At 70.7% G+C, this 18,908-nt stretch carries 23 protein-coding genes; 13 read left to right on the top strand and 10 right to left on the bottom strand.

Going from position 1 to position 18,908, the window contains the following annotated elements; all coding sequences use genetic code 11:
• Positions 1 to 2 precede the first annotated feature (2 nt).
• Positions 3 to 824: a helix-turn-helix domain-containing protein gene (locus OG798_RS06670; protein ID WP_097227732.1), complete on the bottom strand. Its 822-nt coding sequence runs from the start codon at positions 822 to 824 to the stop codon at positions 3 to 5.
• Positions 825 to 1,119: 295 nt separating this feature from the next.
• Between OG798_RS06670 and OG798_RS06665 the strand changes: the two genes are divergently transcribed.
• Positions 1,120 to 2,532 (top strand): hypothetical protein, encoded by a 1,413-nt coding sequence (locus OG798_RS06665; RefSeq protein WP_328756586.1) that lies wholly within the window; start codon positions 1,120 to 1,122, stop codon positions 2,530 to 2,532.
• Positions 2,533 to 2,654: 122 nt separating this feature from the next.
• Here OG798_RS06665 and OG798_RS06660 read toward each other — a convergent pair whose 3' ends face one another.
• On the bottom strand, positions 2,655 to 3,467 hold the full coding sequence (locus OG798_RS06660) for an SDR family NAD(P)-dependent oxidoreductase (RefSeq protein ID WP_257017017.1): 813 nt from the start codon (positions 3,465 to 3,467) through the stop codon (positions 2,655 to 2,657).
• 153 nt (positions 3,468 to 3,620) lie between these two features.
• Here OG798_RS06660 and OG798_RS06655 point away from each other — a divergent pair, with 153 nt between their 5' ends.
• The 3 genes from OG798_RS06655 (at position 3,621) to OG798_RS06645 (ending at position 5,390) form a co-directional block, all read left to right on the top strand.
• Entirely contained in the window at positions 3,621 to 4,103 is a 483-nt protein-coding gene (locus tag OG798_RS06655; protein WP_095856621.1) for an ATP-binding protein, read from the top strand.
• A complete protein-coding gene (locus tag OG798_RS06650; RefSeq protein WP_257039547.1) occupies positions 4,100 to 4,690 on the top strand; it encodes a DUF6624 domain-containing protein in 591 nt (196 codons plus the stop codon). Before OG798_RS06655 ends, OG798_RS06650 begins: the two co-directional genes overlap by 4 nt.
• 181 nt (positions 4,691 to 4,871) lie before the next feature.
• Positions 4,872 to 5,390 (top strand): hypothetical protein, encoded by a 519-nt coding sequence (locus OG798_RS06645; protein WP_054229268.1) that lies wholly within the window; start codon positions 4,872 to 4,874, stop codon positions 5,388 to 5,390.
• A 20-nt stretch (positions 5,391 to 5,410) separates the two neighbouring features.
• On the opposite strand, the gene OG798_RS06640 is transcribed toward OG798_RS06645, so the two are convergent.
• Positions 5,411 to 6,562 carry an MFS transporter gene (locus OG798_RS06640; RefSeq protein ID WP_220789017.1) on the bottom strand — a complete coding sequence of 384 codons (1,152 nt, stop codon included), beginning with the start codon at positions 6,560 to 6,562 and terminating at the stop codon, positions 5,411 to 5,413.
• Between the two features lie 462 nt (positions 6,563 to 7,024).
• Between OG798_RS06640 and OG798_RS06635 the strand changes: the two genes are divergently transcribed.
• Positions 7,025 to 7,477: a hypothetical protein gene (locus OG798_RS06635; RefSeq protein WP_095856622.1), complete on the top strand. Its 453-nt coding sequence runs from the start codon at positions 7,025 to 7,027 to the stop codon at positions 7,475 to 7,477.
• A 34-nt stretch (positions 7,478 to 7,511) separates the two neighbouring features.
• A complete protein-coding gene (locus OG798_RS06630; protein ID WP_095856623.1) occupies positions 7,512 to 8,078 on the top strand; it encodes a hypothetical protein in 567 nt (188 codons plus the stop codon).
• A 157-nt stretch (positions 8,079 to 8,235) separates the two neighbouring features.
• On the opposite strand, the gene OG798_RS06625 is transcribed toward OG798_RS06630, so the two are convergent.
• The 5 genes from OG798_RS06625 to OG798_RS56465 all read right to left on the bottom strand — a co-directional run bounded on the left by OG798_RS06625 (position 8,236) and on the right by OG798_RS56465 (position 12,412).
• Positions 8,236 to 9,111: a LysR family transcriptional regulator gene (locus OG798_RS06625; protein WP_121417449.1), complete on the bottom strand. Its 876-nt coding sequence runs from the start codon at positions 9,109 to 9,111 to the stop codon at positions 8,236 to 8,238.
• A 97-nt stretch (positions 9,112 to 9,208) separates the two neighbouring features.
• Positions 9,209 to 9,889 carry a response regulator transcription factor gene (locus OG798_RS06620; protein ID WP_097226854.1) on the bottom strand — a complete coding sequence of 227 codons (681 nt, stop codon included), beginning with the start codon at positions 9,887 to 9,889 and terminating at the stop codon, positions 9,209 to 9,211.
• Positions 9,886 to 11,100 (bottom strand): sensor histidine kinase, encoded by a 1,215-nt coding sequence (locus OG798_RS06615; RefSeq protein WP_121417450.1) that lies wholly within the window; start codon positions 11,098 to 11,100, stop codon positions 9,886 to 9,888. Before OG798_RS06615 ends, OG798_RS06620 begins: the two co-directional genes overlap by 4 nt.
• A gap of 436 nt (positions 11,101 to 11,536) precedes the next feature.
• Positions 11,537 to 12,136 carry a TetR/AcrR family transcriptional regulator gene (locus tag OG798_RS06610; protein WP_095856627.1) on the bottom strand — a complete coding sequence of 200 codons (600 nt, stop codon included), beginning with the start codon at positions 12,134 to 12,136 and terminating at the stop codon, positions 11,537 to 11,539.
• Between the two features lie 165 nt (positions 12,137 to 12,301).
• A complete protein-coding gene (locus OG798_RS56465) occupies positions 12,302 to 12,412 on the bottom strand; it encodes a hypothetical protein (RefSeq protein WP_413253510.1) in 111 nt (36 codons plus the stop codon).
• Between the two features lie 303 nt (positions 12,413 to 12,715).
• On the opposite strand from OG798_RS56465, the gene OG798_RS06600 reads away from it, so the two are divergent.
• The 4 genes from OG798_RS06600 to OG798_RS06585 all read left to right on the top strand — a co-directional run bounded on the left by OG798_RS06600 (position 12,716) and on the right by OG798_RS06585 (position 15,498).
• Positions 12,716 to 13,192 (top strand): MarR family winged helix-turn-helix transcriptional regulator, encoded by a 477-nt coding sequence (locus tag OG798_RS06600; protein ID WP_095856628.1) that lies wholly within the window; start codon positions 12,716 to 12,718, stop codon positions 13,190 to 13,192.
• A complete protein-coding gene (locus tag OG798_RS06595) occupies positions 13,189 to 13,878 on the top strand; it encodes a response regulator transcription factor (RefSeq protein WP_328756577.1) in 690 nt (229 codons plus the stop codon). Before OG798_RS06600 ends, OG798_RS06595 begins: the two co-directional genes overlap by 4 nt.
• Positions 13,879 to 14,104: 226 nt before the next feature.
• Positions 14,105 to 14,302 carry a ferredoxin gene (locus tag OG798_RS06590; RefSeq protein WP_054235675.1) on the top strand — a complete coding sequence of 66 codons (198 nt, stop codon included), beginning with the start codon at positions 14,105 to 14,107 and terminating at the stop codon, positions 14,300 to 14,302.
• Positions 14,299 to 15,498, top strand: a complete 1,200-nt coding sequence (locus tag OG798_RS06585; protein ID WP_328756573.1) for an NAD(P)/FAD-dependent oxidoreductase — start codon at positions 14,299 to 14,301, stop codon at positions 15,496 to 15,498. The genes OG798_RS06590 and OG798_RS06585 overlap by 4 nt, the downstream gene beginning before the upstream one ends.
• A gap of 60 nt (positions 15,499 to 15,558) precedes the next feature.
• On the opposite strand, the gene OG798_RS06580 is transcribed toward OG798_RS06585, so the two are convergent.
• Both OG798_RS06580 and OG798_RS06575 read right to left on the bottom strand, forming a co-directional pair.
• On the bottom strand, positions 15,559 to 16,611 hold the full coding sequence (locus OG798_RS06580) for an NAD(P)H-dependent amine dehydrogenase family protein (RefSeq protein ID WP_328756572.1): 1,053 nt from the start codon (positions 16,609 to 16,611) through the stop codon (positions 15,559 to 15,561).
• 98 nt (positions 16,612 to 16,709) lie between these two features.
• Entirely contained in the window at positions 16,710 to 17,390 is a 681-nt protein-coding gene (locus OG798_RS06575) for a TetR/AcrR family transcriptional regulator (protein WP_121417454.1), read from the bottom strand.
• Between the two features lie 264 nt (positions 17,391 to 17,654).
• On the opposite strand from OG798_RS06575, the gene OG798_RS06570 reads away from it, so the two are divergent.
• From OG798_RS06570 to OG798_RS06560, 3 genes are all read left to right on the top strand, one after another.
• On the top strand, positions 17,655 to 17,948 hold the full coding sequence (locus tag OG798_RS06570; protein ID WP_121417455.1) for an AMP-binding enzyme: 294 nt from the start codon (positions 17,655 to 17,657) through the stop codon (positions 17,946 to 17,948).
• A gap of 74 nt (positions 17,949 to 18,022) precedes the next feature.
• Positions 18,023 to 18,745, top strand: coding sequence for a hypothetical protein (locus OG798_RS06565; RefSeq protein WP_328756571.1), 723 nt, complete (start codon positions 18,023 to 18,025; stop codon positions 18,743 to 18,745).
• A gap of 28 nt (positions 18,746 to 18,773) precedes the next feature.
• Positions 18,774 to 18,902, top strand: a complete 129-nt coding sequence (locus OG798_RS06560) for a hypothetical protein (protein WP_328756569.1) — start codon at positions 18,774 to 18,776, stop codon at positions 18,900 to 18,902.
• Positions 18,903 to 18,908: the final 6 nt, after the last annotated feature.

Raw genomic sequence — 18,908 nt, 5'->3', positions numbered from 1 at the left:
GATCACAACTCCTTACGCAATTCGGCCAGGATGGCCCTGGTCCGAGCGACCGGTTCCGCCTGCACGGACATCCGGTCCAGTACTTCGAGATAGGTGACGACGTCGCCGGGCCGGTCGACATAGACCGCGCCGGCGAGGCTTTCCGTGTAGATGACGTCGGGCAGTTCGGAGAAGCCGAAGCGGAAGTGGTGGAACGGGCCGAAGGCGCCGGGGTGTGCCCCCACCCCGAAGCGCATGACCTGGATCCGGACCTTCGGCATGTCCAGGACCTCGTGCAGCCGGTCGATCTGGGCCCGCATCACCTCGGCCCCGCCCACCGGGCGGCGCAGCACCGTCTCGTCGAGGATGGCCCAGATGGCGGGCGCGTCCGGCTTGGCGAGCAGGTCCTGCCGCCTGGTCCGCAGGGCGACACGGCGGGCGACGTCCTCCTTCGACTCGTTGGGGAAGCCCACGCGCATGAGCGCGGTGGCGTAGTCGTTCGTCTGCAACAGGCCCGGAACGTAGTGGGGTTCGTAGAGACGGATGACGCTGGCTTCGCTCTCCAGGCTCACGTAGGCGCTGAACCACTCGGGCAGCACGTCGCGGTACTTGTACCACCAGCCCGGCTGGTTGGCCTCCCGGGCCAGCGCGAGGAAGTCGTCGATCTCCGTCGCCGGCACCCCGTAGGTGCGCAGCAACTCCTTCACATAGGGGATCCGGAGGCCGACCTCGGCCTTCTCGATCCGGCGGACCGTCAGTGGAGTGACCTCGATCGCCCGTGCCGCCTCCTCGAACGACACTCCCGCCTGTTCCCTCAGCTGCTTCAGTCGCTTGCCGAGAACCATCCGCAGGACCGTGGGTGCGCTGCCGCCCGAGCGGTTGTCACTCACGTCCTACCTCCCGGTACGGCTGTATCACAGCGTGCAGTGTGCCACGCGGTCGTTGACAGAGACAGGGTGATGCGGATCGTTCTGAAATTATCAGAACGCCGGTTGCGTGTTGAGCCTGTCGGCGACCATAGTGACCGAGTGACCTGTCGCACAGTCCCTGGCGACATACGTTCAACTGTGCTGTGTCGTAACGAAGTTGATGGACCGGCAGATACGAGCGCAGCCGTACGGACCGTAAGGCGAGACCTGGGTGGCCACCGTGAGCGACGGACAATCAAGGAGCGCAGGCAAGGGCCCCGGCGGGGCCAACTCGGCGCTGGCGGTCGCCCTCAAGGAAGCCGGTTGCTCCTACGCGTCCCTCGCCCTCAGGGTCAACGAACTGGGCCGCCGCCAAGGCGCGGACTCCAACTACGACAAGGCGTCGGTCACCCGCTGGCTCCAAGGCCAACAACCGCGGGGCACCACACCGGAGTTTATCGCCACCGTGCTCTCCGGAAGGCTCGGCCGCGCCGTGTCGCCCGCGGACCTCGGCTTCCACTCCGATCAGCAGCGCCCGGTCGCGGGCCGGGCCCTGGTCTATGGCGAGGACGTGTCGGAAACCCTGCACACCCTGGCCGAACTGGGCTCCACCGACATCTCCCGCCGCAGCCTCCTCGGCTCGGTGCCCTTCGTCGCCGCCGCGCTGACGAACCCCCAACGCGAGTGGCTGCTGTGGCTGTTGGAGCAGCAGGAGGCCTTCCGCCCGACGGTGGTGACGAGCGGCGGGCCCGTCGAGCAGGTGCACGCGATGATCGCCATGTTCGACCAGATGGACAACCACTACGGCGGTGGCGGGGTGCGCACCAGCATCGTGCACTACCTCTCCACCGAGGTCGTCCCCATGCTCCAGCGCCGCGGCACCCCGCCCCAGCTGCAACGGCAGTTGTACGCCGCAGCCGCGCGCCTCGCCGCGATGGCCGGCTGGAGCTCGTACGACGCGGGGGAGTACGGGCTCGCGCAGCGGTACATGACCCAGGGGCTGCGCCTGTGCGCCGAGGGGCGCGACCGGGTGCTGGGCGGCCAGATCCTGGCCGGGCTCTCCCATCTGACCACCAACCTCGGCCGCCCCGACGAGGGGGTGGCACTGGCCCGGGCCGGAGTCGCCACCGCGAAGGGGGCGGGCAGCCCGCTCGGACTGATGCGCCTGTACGCCATGGCGGCACGCGGACATGCCGCGCAGGGGCACTCGTGCGAGGCCTCGGAGGCGCTGCGCCTGGCGGAAGCGCAACTGGACATGAGCCGGGGCCCCGACCAGGAATCCGTCTGGGTGCGCTATCTCGACCACCACTATCTCCAGGCCGAGGCCGCCCTGTGCTTCCGTGACCTGGGGCTCGCCGCCCAGGCCGAACGTACGGCGAGCGAGTCGCTGAGCGCGAACGCCGACCGGCGCAGACGCCAGGCCATCAGCCGCTCGGTGCTCGCGACCGCGCATCTCCAGCAGGACCGGCTCGACGAGGCCGTCCGCACGGCCACCGAAGCGCTGGACACTCTCAGTACCGTGCACAGTGAACGGTCGATCCAGGCCCTGCGCGACTTCCGTACCCGTCTGGAGCCACGCCGCCACGAGCCGATGGTGCAGGAGTTCGAGCGCAGGTCCCGTGCGGTGCTGGGGGCGGTCGCATGACGGGGAGCGCGGCGGTCGGCCCGGTGGGTGACTTAGCGGGAGCGGTCGCTGGGACGGGAGCGGTCGCTGAGATGAGAGCGGTCTTTGGGGCGGGCAGGGTCCCTGAGGCAGGAACGGCCGGCTCAGTAGCCGTCCGGCGAGGGTGCGTTCTGGGCGCGGTCGACGGGCAGGTGCGCTCCGGAGATACCGCTCGACCAGTCGGACAGCAGAAACGCCACCACCCGGGCGACCTCCTGCGGAGCGACCGGCGCTCCGCTCGGAAGTTCCGTCGCCACGAATCCCGCGTACGCCTCGGGGTCCTCCCGGCGCATCCGGTCCCAGCGCCTGCCCGGGATGAGCATCGACCCGGGGGAGACGGCGTTCACCCGGATTCCGTCCGGCCCCAGTTCACGGGCGAGCGAGGCGGCCAACTGGATCTGGGCGGACTTCGCCACCCCGTACTGGACGGGCGGCCCGGGCTTCCAGCCGGAGATCGACGAGATCACCACGACCGATCCGCCTCCGGCGGCCCGCAGATGCGGCACCGCGGCCCGGACCAGGCGCGCGGCATGGCCGACGTTCACTTCCCAGGTCGCCGCCCAGTCCTCGGCGTCCGTCTCCTCGAAGCGGCCGCCGCGCGAACCGCCCGCACAAGCCACCACCCCATCGAGCCCGCCGAAACGATTCGCCATGGCCGCGACAAACTCCTCCAGACGCTCCGGCTCGGTGACGTCGAGCGCCTGGGTGAACAGCGGGGAGTCCAGCGATGCCGCCAGCGCCGCCAGGTCGCCCGCGCCGCGCGCGCAGGTCGCCACCCGGGCCCCTTCGGCGGCGAGCAGCCGCACGATCTGCTCGCCGAGACCCCGCGTTCCACCGGTGACCAGGACGCGCTTGCCGCGCACCCCCGACCACCCGGTGGGATCGCCTGGGCGCACCGGCGTCCGGCTCCCGCTCACGTTCCTCACCTGATCGAACATACATCCCATGCCACTACGTGCCTGCAACCGGACAACCCCGATACCCCCTGGTCGGCGGGGGGCCGTGCCCTGTTGGCTGCATGGGCAGCCACCGAGCACATCCCCCACCCGCGCTGCAACGAAGGAGGACCGATGACGGCATCCAGGGCTCATCGCCGCGGGCCGTCGCCCTCACCGCGGCACGACGCCGCCGTGCTGCCCAGGACGCACCCCAGTCTGGTGCGAACCACGGTCCCCGCCCAACCCACGCGCGCGGCCGGCGTGCGGGACATGGTCGCCGAGCACCTCACCCCTCTGCGCCTGCCCTCCGAGTGCCTCGACAACGCTGTCCTCGCCACGGACGAGCTGTTCGCCAACGCGGTGAGACACGGCAGTCCCGGCCCCCGCGACACGATCACCGTCACCCTGGAACACATCGGGCACGAGCTGCGTGTGACGGTCGCCGACCGTTCGTCCGCACTGCCGCGACCGCGCGACCCGGGCGGCGCCGAGGAGTCGGGACGCGGACTGGCCATCGTGGCCGCTCTGACGGACGACTGGGGCGTCGCACCGGCCGACCCCGGCACCACGGGCAAGAAGGTGTGGTTCACCCTGGCGCTCCGGGGCATGCCATGAAGCGATTACCGGGGCACCTCACGGTCGGCACGCCGACCGAGCCGGACGGAGCACCGGTGGAGCCGGGGCCCGCGTCCGCGGGGATCCTCCCGGCACTCGCCGCCGCGCTCGCCCGGGAACTCTCACGCCGGGCCGACGAGGAGCGGCACCTGATGCGGCAGGCGCGGACGAACCCCACCCCACAGGTCCGGCGCGGCCTCGTCGAATGCCGCAGGACCAATGCCGACGCCCTCGGGACGATCGTCCGCCGCCACGGCTGGCCGGCCGCGGACCTGGTCGGCGCGCCCGCCTCGACCGCGGCCCTGATGATCCTGCTGCACGCTCCGGACCTCGACTTCCAGCTCCGCTGCCGCGACCTGATCGCCCAGGCCACCGCGGACGGCCGCTGCCCCGCCCCGCACCACGCCTACATCGCCGATCACTGCGCGGTCGAACTGGGCCAGCCCCAGTTCTACGGCACCCGGGTCGACCCCGCGACCTTCCGCCCGTATCCGATCCGGCGGCCCGAGACCCTCGAGGAGCGGCGCCGCGACGTCGGCCTCGGCCCCCTCGACGAGCAGATGCGGACGCTGCGCCGAGGCGCCTGAGAACGTGATGTGCAGCACGCACGGAAATGTCCCCGCAATGGCAGGTACACGGGTTCTGGCTGGGCACGGCTTGATCGCCGATCAAGGAGGGCAAAAACGCTGGCCACGGTGCGTTCCGCCCATTTGACACCCCGTTGAGGGCACAGATAGGAAACAGCTCTCTGAGGTGGAGAGGTGGACCGTGCACGAACCGAACGTGGTCGGGGACTGGCAGGAGTACGACGAGCACGCCGGCCTGCGCGTCCGCGTCCATGGGGTGGAGCGGGCGGAGCCGCCGCGCGGACGCGACGACGCCGCCGAAGGGCTGACCTACTTCCGGTGCCGGGTGACCGTCGAGAACCGTGGTGGCGAGCACTTCGGCATCCATCTCGAGGACGGCCAGATGGACATCCGGGTCGGCCCCGACGGCGAGAGCGCCTTCCTGGACTGGCGGAACTCCCAGTTCATCGAGGGCTACGACGTCTACCCCCTGCGCCGGGCCACCGCGGTCCTCTTCGCCGCGGGCCCGGACGCCTCCCTGTCCCGGGTGGACATCCAGATCCAGCTGAAGGTCGACGACGAGTGGACCGACCGGTACCTGTGGGTCGGCGGCATCGACCTCTACGAGGGCTCGGTCGACGCCGCCGCCCGCTCCGACTCGGCGAGGGACAGCCTCGCCTGTCAGGTGAGCAACTTCCTGCGGGGGGAAGCGGGATCGTGACTCGCTCCCCGGGCCACTGATCAGGCCGTACGGCGTTCCGTCGTCCAGTGGAGCAGGCCCAGCACCGGCAGGGCGGCGCCCAGGACGGTGACCGCGGTCCAGCCGGCCGCGTGGTAGGCGATCGAGCCGAGCTGGGAGCCGAGCGCGCCGCCGACGAAGAAGATCGCGATGAACGCGCTGTTGAGGCGGGCGCGGGCGTTCGGGTCGAGCTGGTAGATGGTGTGCTGACCGAGGATCAGGGTGGACTGCACGGCCGTGTCGATCAGGATCGCGGCCAGGGCGATCAGCGTGATGTGGGACTGACCGAAGCCCGCGACCGCGAAGGCCAGGGCCGCGACGGCGAAGGCGATCCCGGTCATGGGACGGACGAGCCCGCGGTCGGCCCAGTGACCGGCGAACGGGGCGACGGCCGCACCGGCCGCGCCGACGAGCGCGAAGAGGCCGACTCCGATGGGGGAGTAGTGGAAGTGGGGGCCGGTCAGGACGTACGACACGGTGGTCCAGAACGCGCTGAACGCACCGAACATCGCCGCCTGGTAGAGACCCCGACGCAGCAACACGGGGTGCCGGCGCACCAGTTGGAGCGTGGAGCGCAGGACATGGGCGTACGGCATGGTCGTGGTCGGCGCGTGCTGCGGCAGGGCCGCGCGCAGGGCCAGGGCCAGCAGGGCCATCAGGACGGCGGAGCCGAGGTACACCACCCGCCAGCCCGCCACGTCGGAGACCAGGCTGCTGAGGGTGCGGGAGAGCAGTATGCCGGTGAGCAGGCCGCTCATCACCCGTCCGACGATCCGGCCACGCGCGTGGTCGGGGGCCAGGCTCGCCGCGAAGGGGATCAGTATCTGGGCGACGACCGAGGTGCCTCCGCTGATCAGGGAGGCGATCAGCAGCATGGGGAAGTTGGTGGCGAGACCCGCGGCGACCAGGGCGAGCGTGGTGACCGTCAGGAGCACGCTGATCAGTCCGCGCTTCTCCAGCCGGTCGCCGAGCGGGACGAGGAAGAGCATGCCCAGGACATAGCCGATCTGGGTGAGGGTGATGAGTCCGCCGGCGGCCGCCGTGCCGACATGGAACACGTCGCGCAGCGAGGACAGCAGGGGCTGGGCGTAGTACAGGTTGGCGACCGTCATGCCGGAGGCGACGGCGAAGAGGGCGACCAGCCAGCCCGGCACGCCGTGCGCCGCCTGCGCGGTGGCGGTCTGACCCGGTGACTTGAGGACGGGGGACTCGGACACGGGCACCTTCTCGGGAAGGGAACCGGTGGAGCGGTTCGGGAAACGCTGGGTGATGGTCGAGCGGCCTCGTTGCCGCTCGCACGGTTTCCTCAGCGCCGGCGGAGCCCCCGTGCTTCCCCTGACGTGGCGATGATTTCGAATGTCAGTCATCTCCGAACGAGATGGGCTGAGACCCCGGCGGCCGCGGGTACGACGAGGGCAAGAAGGTGGCGGGCCGCAAGCGCCAGGTGATCGTGGAAACGATCGGCGAAGCGCGCCGAACGGGACCGTGCGCCGGGAGCGGCTCGACCGCACCGGTAACCCCTTCCTGACACTCCTACCGGCGGAACCGTTTCACCGGGCGCCGTGTCCTCCTTCGCGGAGGGTGGTTCCACGCCGCGGAGCCACCTGCGAAGGGGGATGGCCATGGGGCAGGTACGCGAGGGGGCACGGTTAGGGGCTTGGGCCGTTGCCGGGGTCATCGGCCTGGCGGTGTTGTACGTGATCGGGGCGTTCGCCTTCGGCGCCGCGGGGTGGATCACCGCCCCGTTCCGCGGTGAGGCGGACAAGCGCGAGAACACCGTCGGCTCGGGTGAGTTCCGGCAGACCACGTACGAGGAGTTCTTCGATCTGTGCGAGGCCGTGCAGAACGCCGAAGGGACGATCCAGGTGCTCCAGGAGGAGCGGAAGTCCGCTTCGGAGACTCGCACGACGCAGATCGACCAGTCGATCACCGCGCTGAAGGCCAGCCGGATCGAGTCGGTCAACGACTACAACTCGAAGGCCGCCCAGGAGCACCGCGCGCCCTTCCATGACAAGGATCTGCCGTACCGGCTGGATGCCACCGCCGAGCGCACGACGTGCACCAACTGATCCCCATCTCATCCCGGGAAGAGGGCAGCACCGCATGAAGAAGTTCGTACGCATGGCCCTGGCCACCGTCATCGCGCTCGTTGTGGGCCTGGCTCTGACGTCCTGCACCGAGGACTCCAGCCAGGACAAGGAGAACCAGCGCAAGCAGGACACCTACGACCACCTCGTGGCCCAGCAGCCGGCGGGCCGCATGGAGTACTCGCCGACCCGCGAAGCGATCAACCAGTGGATCAAGACGTGGGGGAAGCGGGGCAAACTCTCGTACGTCTACATCCAGAACGCCAACGGCGAGTACGGGTACTTCATCATGAAGGGCCTGCCCGTGCCGCGCTGCAAGATGCTCACTCCGACGGAGAGGGTGGAGTCCTACTCCAACGGCGTCGCGGTCCTCGCGCAGCCCGGCATGGACGGCACGTACACGTCGGGTTCCACCTGCAACGCCTACTACGGTTTCGACGCCACGACGGGCGCGTACATGGAGTTCACGGTCGGCACGAACCAGTCGTTCTTCCTGTTCGACAAGCCCATGACGATGCCGGAGTACGCCAGCGCCAAGCAGTTGGGGCCGACCTCGGTGAAGGACGTCGCGAAGCAACCTTGAGCGGTCGGGGGGCCGGTTGGAAGAGTTCCGGCCCCCGTGTCCCGTCAAGCGACGTCGATGGCGCCGATGATCTTGCGGGTCGTCTCCGCCAGGACGGGAGAGGTTGAGCCGGGGGACGAGCCACTTCGTCCCTGCGCCGCCTCCCACGCCATGCCCGTCAGGCCATGTGCCGCAGCAGGGCCGCGACCGCCGGGGGCGCCTCCCCGCGCGGCTGGACCACCATGACCTTCCAGCTCGGCGCGTGCCGGTCGAACCGGTGCTTGTCCAGGTCGGGGAAGCGGTCGGCGATCGAGATGGGCATGACGCAGACACCCAGGTCGGCGCGGACGAGTTCGGACGCCGCGACGATGTCGTTCACCTCGAAGGTCGACTCGCGCTCGACGGCGGCGGCACGGAACGCCCGGTCGACGGCGAGGCGGATCGCCCAGCCGGGCGTGAAGTCCACCAGCGGCAGCCGGGCCGCTTCGGCGAGCGTGACCCTTCCGCTGGCCCCGGCCCCGGCCCCGCCCAGGACCCGGCCCGGCGCGGACACCAGCACCATCTCCTCCCGGGCGAGCAGCCGGGTCACAAGACCGCGCTGCTGCTGACGGTCGAGGGCGACCACCGCCAGATCCACCGTGCCCTCGCGCAACGCCTGGCGGATGTCGGTCACGGCCCCCTGCCGCAGCCGCACCACCACTCCCGGATGCTCCGCGCGCAGCGCGGCCAGTGGGCGGTGCAGGTCGGCCCACACCCCCTGCATCGTGCCGACCGTCACCCGTCCGCGCAGCTGTCCCCGCGCGGCGTCGACCGCCGACCGCGCCTGTTCGGCGGCCCGCAACGTCGCCCGCGCGGCCGGTACGAAGGCCTCGCCCGCCGGGGTCAGCGACACCCGGTGCGTGGTGCGGTCGAACAGCGGGGTCCCGAGCTCCCGCTCCAGCGCGCGCACGGTGCTCGACACGGCGGACTGCACCACGTGCAGCCGCTGCGCCGCGGCGGTGAACCCGCCCTCCTCGGCCACCGCGACGACGACCTCCATCTGCCGCAGATCCATGTCCTCTCCCGATGCCCCGGTCCATCTCTCGCAGAGATGGTGGTCCTTCTGGGTTATCACAGAACGAGGCGGGGTGGCTTCCCGGCGCGGTGTGGGGTCAGGGGGCGGGGGGTGTGGGGGTGACGAGGCCGGTTTGGTAGGCGATGACGACGAGTTGGGCACGGTCACGGGCGCCGAGTTTGGTCATGGCGCGGTGGATGTGGGTGCGGACGGTGAGGGGGCTGACGGTGAGTTGGTCGGCGATTTCGTGGTTGGAGTGGCCCTCGGCGGCGAGTGCCATGACTTCGCGTTCGCGGGCGGTGAGGGTGGTGAGGGCTTCGGGGGGTGCGAGCGGAGCGTTGGGGGTGGGGGTGGTGAGGAAGCGGGTGATGAGAGTGCGGGTGGCTTGGGGGGAGAGGAGGGTGTCGCCGGCGGCGACCGTGCGGATGGCGTCGAGGAGGGCGTCGGCGCCGACGTCTTTGCCGAGGAAGCCGCTGGCTCCGGCGCGGAGGGCCTGGGCGACGTATTCGTCGATTTCGAAGGTGGTGAGGATGAGGACGCGGGTGGTGTCGAGGCCGGGGTCGGCGCAGATGGTGGCGGTGGCGGCGAGGCCGTCGGTGTGGGGCATGCGGATGTCCATGAGGACGATGTCGGGTCGGTGGATGCGGGCGAGGTCCACGGCTTCTTTGCCGTTGGTGGCTTCGTCGACGACTTCGAGGTCGGGGCAGGAGTCGATCAGGATGCGGAAGGTCGCCCGGAGCAGGGCCTGGTCGTCGGCGAGCAGCACGCTGATGGTCATGGGGTGCGGTCCTCTTCCGGGGCGGGGGTGTACAGCGGCAGATCCGTGGTGACCTCGAAGCCGCCCCCGGCCCGGTGATCGGCCTTGAGCCGGCCGCCCACGGACAGGGCGCGCTCACGCATGCCGATGAGACCGAAACCGTGGCCCGGGGCCGGAGCGGCGGTCACCGTGCTCTCTCCCTCGTCGGTGACCGTGATGGTCAGCCGGTGGTGGGAGTAGACGAGCCGTACATGTGCGGTGTCCGAGGCAGCGTGTTTGGTGACGTTGGTGAGCGCCTCCTGAATGATGCGGAAGGCGGTCAGGTCCACTCCTGGTGACAGTGGGCGCACCGCGCCCTCGGTGGTGACGTCGACCTTGAGCCCGGCGGTCGCGAACGCGGCCGTGAGTTCCGCGAGCCGGTCCAGGCCCGGGGAGGGTTCCAGCGGCGCGTCGGGGTCGTTGGTCTGGCGCAGCAGTCCGACGGTGGCCTTGAGTTCGCGCAGCGCCGATGCGGTGGTGCCGGCGAGGTCGTCGAGGATGTTCTGCACTTGCTGGGGATGGGTGCGCTGGAGATGGGCGGCCGTCCCGGCCTGCGCGTTGGCCAGTGCGAGGTGGTGGGCGACGACGTCGTGCAGCTCACGGGCGATGCGCATGCGCTCCTCGGCCACCCGGTGCCGCGCCTCCTCCTCCCGGGTGCGCTCGGCGATCTCCGCGCGGGCGTGCACCGCCTCCAGGTAGTCGGCCCGCAGTCGGGTCGCGGTGCCCCAGGTGATGGGCACCAGCACCCAGAAGATGGGGCCGACCGTCGCGAGGACGAGGGACAGCGGATGGTGATAGGAGTTGACGAGCAGCGCGGTCGTGACCAGCAGCGCGGCGGTGCCGATCAGGCCGATGCGCGCGGTCCTGCGGTCGGTGTGGAGGGCCAGCCAGTACAGCGCGGCCATGAGCGGTGCCAGCAGCAGGGGAGTGATCAGATAGCCCAGGGCGCTGGCGGCGTTGGCGGCGGCCGCGGTCACCGCTACCACCGTGAGCGGATACCTGCGGTGCCACATCAGAGCCAGGGCACCGATGCCGCCCAGGAGAATGCCGGGCCACGGGGAGATGTGCCGGCCGATGGATTCCTCGCTGGTCCAGGTGCTGCCGAGAGCGGCGGCGACGAACAGCAGCAGAACGACCGCCACCTGCAGGACGCGGGGGTGGTCCTTGGCGAACCGCTGCCAGCTGGTGTTCATCGGGAGGGATTCCTGTCGGGTGCTGTGACCATGGTGAACCTTTTCAGCTTGCCTGAGCAGGGGCGTCCCGTCGTCATGTGTCGGCCGACTCTCCCGGCTACTGAGAACGCAGTACCAAACGGCCGGTATGTCCTACCTGAGCATGACGAGCGGTCCGGCGTGCACGCCCGCCGCGCGCGGGGGACACCGGTGCCGAACGGGGGCGTCGGTCTAGGGCCTGTCCGGCGGATCATGCCGCAGACGCGGGGCTGGGCACGCCCATCTGCGGCGTTGTCGTCGGTTGCCGACTCCCCCTAGCTCTCGGCTTCGCTCGAGCAGGGGGGACCCCCATCGCGTCGTCGCCCTCCTCCGCCTTGCAGCTGGACGCACCAAGCCCCGCTCACCAGCGTCGATGAAGCACCGCCCGTTTCCTGCGACCTGATCCGCCGGACAGGCCCTAGTCGTCAGCCACCAGGATCAGGTCGAGGAAACGGTTCAGCGGTTCGATGATGTCGAGGCGCTGGTTGAGCAGCCACTGTGCCTGCAGGCCGTTGAGTACCGCCTGGAAAAGGGTCGCCGCACTGTCCGGGCCGAGGCCCTCCCGCAGCTTCCCCTGCGCCTCCAGCTCCCTCAGGCGCCGCGTGACATGGGTGCGGCTGCGCTCGTACCGCTCGACGAAGTAACCGTGCGCGGGGTGCTCCGGCCGCGAGGCGGCCGCCGCCAGCTCCAGCCACAGACGCATCAGCTCGGGGGTCTTCTGGTGGCGCACCAGCAGAGTGCCGAGGTAGGGCGCGAGCGCTTCCAGACTGTCGACCTCGGCCACGCCCTCCTCCCACTCCTCGGTGTCGCGCTGGGCGAGCACCTCGGCGAGCAACTCGTCCTTGCTGCGGAAGTGGTGCAGGAGACCGGCGTGGGTGATGCCGGCCCGCTCGGCGATGTCGCGGAGCGAGGCCCGGGCGTATCCACGCTCGGCGAAGCTGTCGCGCGCCGCGCGCACGATCTCCGCTCGCCGGGCCGGTGTCTTCGCGTACGGGCCACGTGCCTTCCCCTGATCCACCAGCGCATCGTAGCGCTGTGTGAGCGCTTGCTACGCGGACGGCATCAACCCGGTCCGCGCGGCAAGGCTTCGGTGACGAACGCCGGACGCGCATCTCGGACGCCGGCTTTGACGCCCGCTCCGACGCCGGCTTTGGCGCCCGCTTCGGCTTCGGCCCGACGCTCGTCAGGTGGCGGACCAGCCGTGGTCCACGGGCCGGACGGCGCCGTTGATGTTGCGCGCGGCGTCGGAGGCGAGGAAGACGCCGGCGGCGGCCTGTTCCTCGGGTTCGGCCACCGGCGGCGTTGGTGCGGATGCCCTGGCTCCGGCTCCGGTACAGCACGGCGAGCGATTTGGTGAGGCCCACGATGCCCTCCTTCGACGCCAGGTGGTCCATGATCCCGGCGTTGTTCACCAGGACGTCCACGCTCCCGAAGGTCTCCACGGCCGTCTCGACGGCCTCGTCCACCCCGCGTGGGTCGCTCAGGTCGCCGATCACGGCCGGGGACACCCCCGGCGTACTCGATCGTCTGGACGACGTGCCCCGCCCGGGCGCATTGGAACTTACTTGAGTCAGGCAAGTAGTGCTACCTTGGGGATATGCCCACACCAGTGCCACGAGCGCCCGCGTCGTCCGACGTGATCGAGATCGAGCGAGCCCTCAATCGCATCTCGTACCTGAACAGCCGGGTCCGGCAGCACGATCGCCTGATGGCCATGGCCGGGCTGCGGTTGGACCGTGCCGCGGTGACGCTGCTGCGGCAGATGGCCGACTCCGATCCCATGCGTCCCGGTGAGCTGGCGGCCCGGTTGGAGGTGGAGGCGTCCCACGTCACGCGGCAGGTGCAGCAACTGCAGAAGGCGGGCTATGTGAGCCGCGCGCCGGACCCCGACGACCGGCGGGCCCAGCGCATCGAGCTGACCCCGGCCGGCCGGGACGCGATCGACCGGATCCGTGCCACGAGCTCGCGGGGCATGCGGATGGCGTTGGCGGAGTGGACACCGGCGGAGCTGCAGCGCCTTGCGACGCTGTTCCACGGGATGGTCGACGACTTCCTCGCGCATGCCACGACATGAGTGAGAATCGGTCGCAGGCTCGCGGCGACGGACAACACGTCCTGGTTGTCGTCGAGGACGCCGAGACCACCGAACTGCTCGCGACGACCATGGAGTTGGCGGGCTATCGGGTCAGCACGGTGAGCACCGGCGCCGAGGCCATGGTGCGCCTCGTCGAGCACCGCTTCGACCTGGTCGTCCTCGACGTGACCCTGCCCGATCTGCAGGGCCTCTCCCGCGGGAGCCGCTTCACGCCCGCCGATCGCCCCCCGGTGCTCTTCCTGACCGCCTACCAGACCCTGGGTCGACTCGTCCCCGAACTCGGTGCCGGCGGGGAGGACTACGTCACCAAGCCGTTCCGGATCGCCGAGGTCCTCGCGCGGGCCGAGGTGCTGCTGCGCGACCACGGTCCCGTACGGGAAGGACCGTCCTACGGAGACCTGGTCCTCGACGACGACACCTGTCAGGCGTGGCGCGGCCAGCGGGAGATCGGCCTCACCCCCGCGGAGTACCGACTGTTGCGGCATCTGCTGGTCAACGCCGAGCGGGTGCTGTCCAAGGAGCAGATCTGCCGTCATGTGTGGGGCGAGGGTCGTGCCGACAACGCGATCGAGAAGCTCGTCTCCCGGCTGCGGCACAAGGTGGACCGGGAAGGTCCCGCGCTGATCCACACCCGCAGGGGCTTCGGGTACTGGCTCGGCCACTGACCTCGCCCGGGGCGGTGATCTGCGTCACGTCAGCTTGTGGTCAGGAAACTGGCCGGACCGTGTCAGTCCGGTCCGATTGCATATGCGTACCGGCCCTTCCGCCGTTCTTCGTTCTCTGTCCCGACGGAGCCCCCCGACGCGAGTTCTTCCCTTGCGACTGCGACCGCGACCGCGCACCGACCTGTACGGGCCTGTGCGGACCCGTACCGACCGAAAGGAAAAGATCATGCGTGTGGAACTGGACGAACCGAAGTGCGTCGCGTCGGGGCAGTGCGTAATGGCCTCTCCCGAGGTCTTCGACCAGCGGGAGGACGACGGCGTCGCGATCCTGCTGGCGGAGGAGCCCGGCGCCGAGCTGCTCGACGGTGTGCGCGAGGCCGTCGCGATCTGCCCGGCCGCGGCGATCCGGCTGGTCGAGAAGTGAGGCGGATCCTGGTCGTCGGCGCCTCGGCCGCCGGGCTCGCGGCGGCCGAGACGCTGCGCCGGGAGGGGTACGACGGCACGCTCACCCTCGTCGGTGAGGAGGCCCACCTGCCCTACGACCGTCCGCCGCTGTCCAAGCAGATCCTCTCCGGCGAGTGGAGCCCGGAGCGGTTGCCGCTGCGCGCCCGCGCCGATCTCGACGTGCTCGACCTCGACCTGCGTCTGGGGCACGCCGCGACCGGCCTCGACCTCGCCGGGCGCGCGGTACTGCTGGCCGACGGGGCGAGACTGCCGTACGACGGCCTGATCGTGGCGACCGGCGTACGGCCGCGCAGGCTGCCCGGCGAGGGGGACGCGCATGTGCTGCGCACCCTGGACGACGCGCTGGCCCTCAGGGACCGGCTGGGGCCCGGGCGGCGACTCGTGGTCGTCGGCGCGGGGTTCCTCGGCGCGGAGGCCGCCGCGGTGGCGCGGGGGTTGGGCGCGGAGGTCACGCTCCTTGAGCCGGCGCCGGTTCCGCTGGCCCACGCGGTCGGTGAGCAGGTGGGACGGGTCCTGTCGGGGGCTCATCTGGACCACGGTGTGGACCTGCGCACCGGGGTCGGTGTGACCGAGGTGTCCGACACCGGCGTACGGCTCACGGACGGGGAACTGGTCGCGGCCGACGAGGTGTTGGTGGCGATCGGTTCGCTGCCGAACACCGAGTGGCTGGAGGGCAGCGGTCTGAAGGTGGCCGACGGGCTCGTGTGCGACGAGTACAGTGCCGCCGCGCCGGGTGTGTACGGGGCCGGGGACGTGGCCCGCTGGCGCAATCCGCTGTTCGGTACGTCGATGCGGATCGAGCACCGGACCAACGCCGCCGAGCAGGGCATGGCCGCCGCCCGCAATCTGCTCCGTCCGGACGCGCGCAAGCCGTTCGCGCCGGTGCCGTACTTCTGGTCGGACCAGTACGACATGAAGGTGCAGGCGTTCGGTCATCTGCGCGGACACGACGAAGTCGCCGTGGTGGAAGGTGAGTTGACCGCACGTCGGTTCGTGGTCGCCTACCGTACCGGTGACCGTCTGGTGGGGGCCCTGGCGATCGGCATGCCGCCCAAGGCGATCCGCGGCTGGCGCCAAGCCGTGGCCACCGGCATGTCATGGCACGAGGCCGTCGACGCGCCGCCGCCCTCCGGGGCCCCGGCCCGCCGCATGTAGGCCGGGGCGCCGAGGATCCCGTAACGGCCGATGGCTAGTGTGCTGTTGTCGCTCAGCGGCTCAGCCGAGCCGGGCCACGATGTGCGGAAGGTCGGCCGTCGTGCGGATCCCGGGAGACGCCTCGCACAGGACCGGCACGGCGTTGACGGCGCGGTTCGCCGTGTACGAGGGCGACATGGCGGCCATCCGGTCGAGGGGCACCGGGAGGCGCGGGTCGATGTCGAGCGGTGCGTCGCCGTCGACCGTGACGTGCCAGCCGGTGGCGCGGACGTCCCAGGCGCGATCGAGGTCGGTGGTGCAGTACCAGGTGGCCCGGAAGCGCAGCAACGGTCGGCCGCCGCGCAGTCCCGAGACCGTGATCCGCTGGGCGGCCACGGTGCCCGGCCGCAGGGTGCCCGCCGCGATGTGGACCGGGCGGGGCGCGGTCGCGACCTCCCCCTCGGCCTCCACCGAGTCGAGCGGGATCGAGAGCGTGTCGGCGACCATGTGCAGCGACGGGCCGAGGCTGTCGCGCACCACGGACAGCCGGCGCTCGTCGTACTCGGCGGGGGGTTTGCCGAACCCCATCACGTCGAAGAGGAGCCCGGGCGAGTCGCGCCGGGAGAGATCGGCGAACTCCTCGATCGTCAGGCCGTAGAGCCGCCGTTGGATCGAACCCAGGGCGAGGGGCAGCGCCTCCGTGATGAACCCCGGGCTGCTGCCGGTGCTGTGGATCGAGGACTTGCCGCTCTCGCACGCGGCCTCGACCCGCTCGCGCACCACGGGGTCGAGGCTGGCGGCGCGATGGAACTCGCCGCGCGTCGTCACGACGTTCGCGCCCGAGGCCAGCAACCGGCACACCTCGTCCTTGTCGCAGGCGCGCGGCATGTAGAGGACGCAGTCGGCGCCGAGCGCCACGATCTCGTCGATGTCGTGGGTGGCGATCACACCCGTCGGGCCCAGGCCGCACAGCTCGCCCGCGTCACGTCCCGCCTTGTCCGGCGTGTGCGCGCACAGCCCGGCCGGCGTCAGGTCCGGATGTTCGAGGACCGCCCGCAGCGCGCGGGAGCCGATGTTGCCACTGGCCCATTGGACGACCCGGAGTTGAGGCCTGCCGTCCGTCCGTACGGTCATGGGAACCCCTGATCCTCCGGCACGATGATGAGAACCATACTCTCCGAAATGGAGAATGGAACTCCCGGCGCGGGTGAACCAGGGGGTCGGGGCCCGTGTTACGCGGAGGCGGACCTGCCCGCCGTGGCCGGAACGCCCGAGATGCCGCCCAGGCAGAACTGCCAGACCTCCTCGGAGGTCACCGGGTGGGCGTGGTTGTCGGCGGGGACGCCGTGGGCCTGCGAAGCGAACATGACGGTCTGCATGACGAGGGCGGCCTGGCGGCGGGGTTTCCCGCCGGCGATGAGACCCGCCTCGGCGGCCTGCTCGATGATCTCGGTAAAGACCGTGAGCAGAGGGGTGTGGGCGGTCGCCACCTGCTCGGGGTGCTTGACCAGCAGTTGCAGCGCGAAGTCGTTGAACAGCGGGCGCTGGACGCCGGGGCTGGGGTGCGACTGCTCGTAGAGCGTCTCGACGGCGATCCGCAGGCGCTGCAGCGGGTCGCTCTCGGTGGCGGCCGCCTCACGGACCTTGGCGGCACCCGTCGAGAGGGCGTCCTCGAACAGGGCGAGGAGCAACTCGTGCTTGCCGTCGAAGTGCTGGTAGAAGCTGCGCAGGGACTGCTTCGAGCGGTTGACGACCTCCTGGACGGTGAAGTCGGTCGTGCCCTTCTCGACGATCAACTCCTGTGCCGAGTCCAGGAAGCGCTGCACGCGTTGCTCGGCGCGAAGCTTCGCGGCGCGGGTCGATCGCTCTACGGCGCGCTGGCGCCACGCTGGTTCTTCGGGGACCGCGGTCACATTGCAGAACGATACTCCACTTCAACGGGAATAAGTTGCGGCGCCCTACCGAATCACGCAGCGCAGATTTCGAGACTCTTACGTGCATTCACTGAGAATTATATTCTCACCGCATGCATCCGGGATGGCAGGCGAAGCAGCGCCCCGACGCGATCGCGGTCATCGAGAGCGGCGGCAGGACCGTCACGAACGCCGAGCTCGACGCACGGTCCCGGCAGCCGGCGGCGCCGCTCGACCTCAGGCCGGGGGACGCCATCGATCCGTATGCCCAGCGGCGCCCACCTGTATCTGACCGACCGGGCGGGGGCGGCCGACGTCGCGGTGATCGGGGTCCCGGATCCCGGGAGGGGCGAACGGGTCCTCGCGGTGGTCCAGCCGGCCGTCGCCGACGTGACCGCCGACGAGCTGCTCGCGTACTGCCGGGAGCGTCTCGCCCCGTACAAGTGCCCGCGCGCCGTCGACTTCGTCCTCAGTCTGCCCAGGGACCCCAGCGGCACGTTGCGCAAGGGCCTGCTCCGGGAGACGTACTGGCGGAACCACGAAACGAGGATCGTCTGACATGGCATGGGACTTTTCCACCGAGCCGAGTTCTCGACTGGTGGGTGCTGGACGGCTTCGCGCCCGATCGGCCGGTGCGGGCCCAGCATCGCAGCGGGGCGCTGTGGATGTGGAACAGCGCGGCGTTGCGGGCCGCTGGCCTGGACGGCGGGGGTGACGGGGGTGACGGGCGGTTCTGGCGGGAGGGCGAGCGGCTGCGCGGGTTCACTCCGCCCGTACGGCTGGATCTGCGCGGCGTGGGGTCCCGGACCGCGGCGTACGGCATCACCGGGTTCACCAACGCGGATCCGCATCCGGGCCAGGACCTGCCGGAGTTGCTGTCGTTGCTGCCGCAGCGGCTCGTCGTGATGGGGATCGGCGACGCGCCGGTGAAGTTCCTGCTCGACGACGCGACCCTGCCGACGCCGGGTGAGCTTGCGGCATCGGTGGCGGCCGTGCGGCCCCGCCCGGTGGCCGTGCACTGCGTGAGCCGGGTGCAGTTGCTCGTGACCCTGCTCGCACTGGAGGAGGCCGGCCCGGTCGCGGGCGACCGGATCGAGCACGGGTCGGTGATCCCGGCCGAGACGATGCCGCACTTTCCCAGGGAGCGGGGACGGGAGTATGCGACCGATGTGGACCCGGACGACCAGGCCCACCTGTACCGCTGCCGGTCCCTCACCGATGCGGGGATTCCGCTCGCCGCCGGGACCGACGCGCCGTACGGAAGTGCCGACCCGTGGGCGGATGCGGGCGGCCGTCGAGCGCTCTGGCGGGGAGGCGGTGGACCGGCGCGCGGCGCTGGACCTGTTCGCGGGTGAGCCCCAACACCCTTCCCGAGCACGGCGGTTGACGGTCGGCGCGGTTGCCGACCTGTGCCTCCTCCACGTACCGCTGAAGGAAGCCCTCGACCTCATGTCCGCCGACGTCGTACGCGCGACGTTCGTCGGCGGACGGCGGATCACGCCGCCGGAGTGAACACCC

The organism is Streptomyces sp. NBC_00271 (assembly GCF_036178845.1).
Classification (GTDB): domain Bacteria; phylum Actinomycetota; class Actinomycetes; order Streptomycetales; family Streptomycetaceae; genus Streptomyces.
The sequence above is the reverse complement of the archived record's forward strand: the minus strand, read 5'-3'. Positions and strand labels throughout refer to the sequence as shown.

Coding starts and splice junctions, on each gene's coding strand:
- OG798_RS06630 (WP_095856623.1), top strand. CDS start 7,512: ATGAAGAAGTTCGTACGCATGGCCCTGGCCACCGTCATCGCGCTCGTT.
- OG798_RS06655 (WP_095856621.1), top strand. CDS start 3,621: ATGACGGCATCCAGGGCTCATCGCCGCGGGCCGTCGCCCTCACCGCGG.
- OG798_RS06595 (WP_328756577.1), top strand. CDS start 13,189: ATGAGTGAGAATCGGTCGCAGGCTCGCGGCGACGGACAACACGTCCTG.
- OG798_RS06635 (WP_095856622.1), top strand. CDS start 7,025: ATGGCCATGGGGCAGGTACGCGAGGGGGCACGGTTAGGGGCTTGGGCC.
- OG798_RS06590 (WP_054235675.1), top strand. CDS start 14,105: ATGCGTGTGGAACTGGACGAACCGAAGTGCGTCGCGTCGGGGCAGTGC.
- OG798_RS06670 (WP_097227732.1), bottom strand. CDS start 824: ATGGTTCTCGGCAAGCGACTGAAGCAGCTGAGGGAACAGGCGGGAGTG.
- OG798_RS06620 (WP_097226854.1), bottom strand. CDS start 9,889: ATGACCATCAGCGTGCTGCTCGCCGACGACCAGGCCCTGCTCCGGGCG.
- OG798_RS06615 (WP_121417450.1), bottom strand. CDS start 11,100: ATGAACACCAGCTGGCAGCGGTTCGCCAAGGACCACCCCCGCGTCCTG.
- OG798_RS06625 (WP_121417449.1), bottom strand. CDS start 9,111: ATGGATCTGCGGCAGATGGAGGTCGTCGTCGCGGTGGCCGAGGAGGGC.
- OG798_RS06600 (WP_095856628.1), top strand. CDS start 12,716: ATGCCCACACCAGTGCCACGAGCGCCCGCGTCGTCCGACGTGATCGAG.
- OG798_RS06650 (WP_257039547.1), top strand. CDS start 4,100: ATGAAGCGATTACCGGGGCACCTCACGGTCGGCACGCCGACCGAGCCG.
- OG798_RS06570 (WP_121417455.1), top strand. CDS start 17,655: ATGCCCAGCGGCGCCCACCTGTATCTGACCGACCGGGCGGGGGCGGCC.
- OG798_RS06580 (WP_328756572.1), bottom strand. CDS start 16,611: ATGACCGTACGGACGGACGGCAGGCCTCAACTCCGGGTCGTCCAATGG.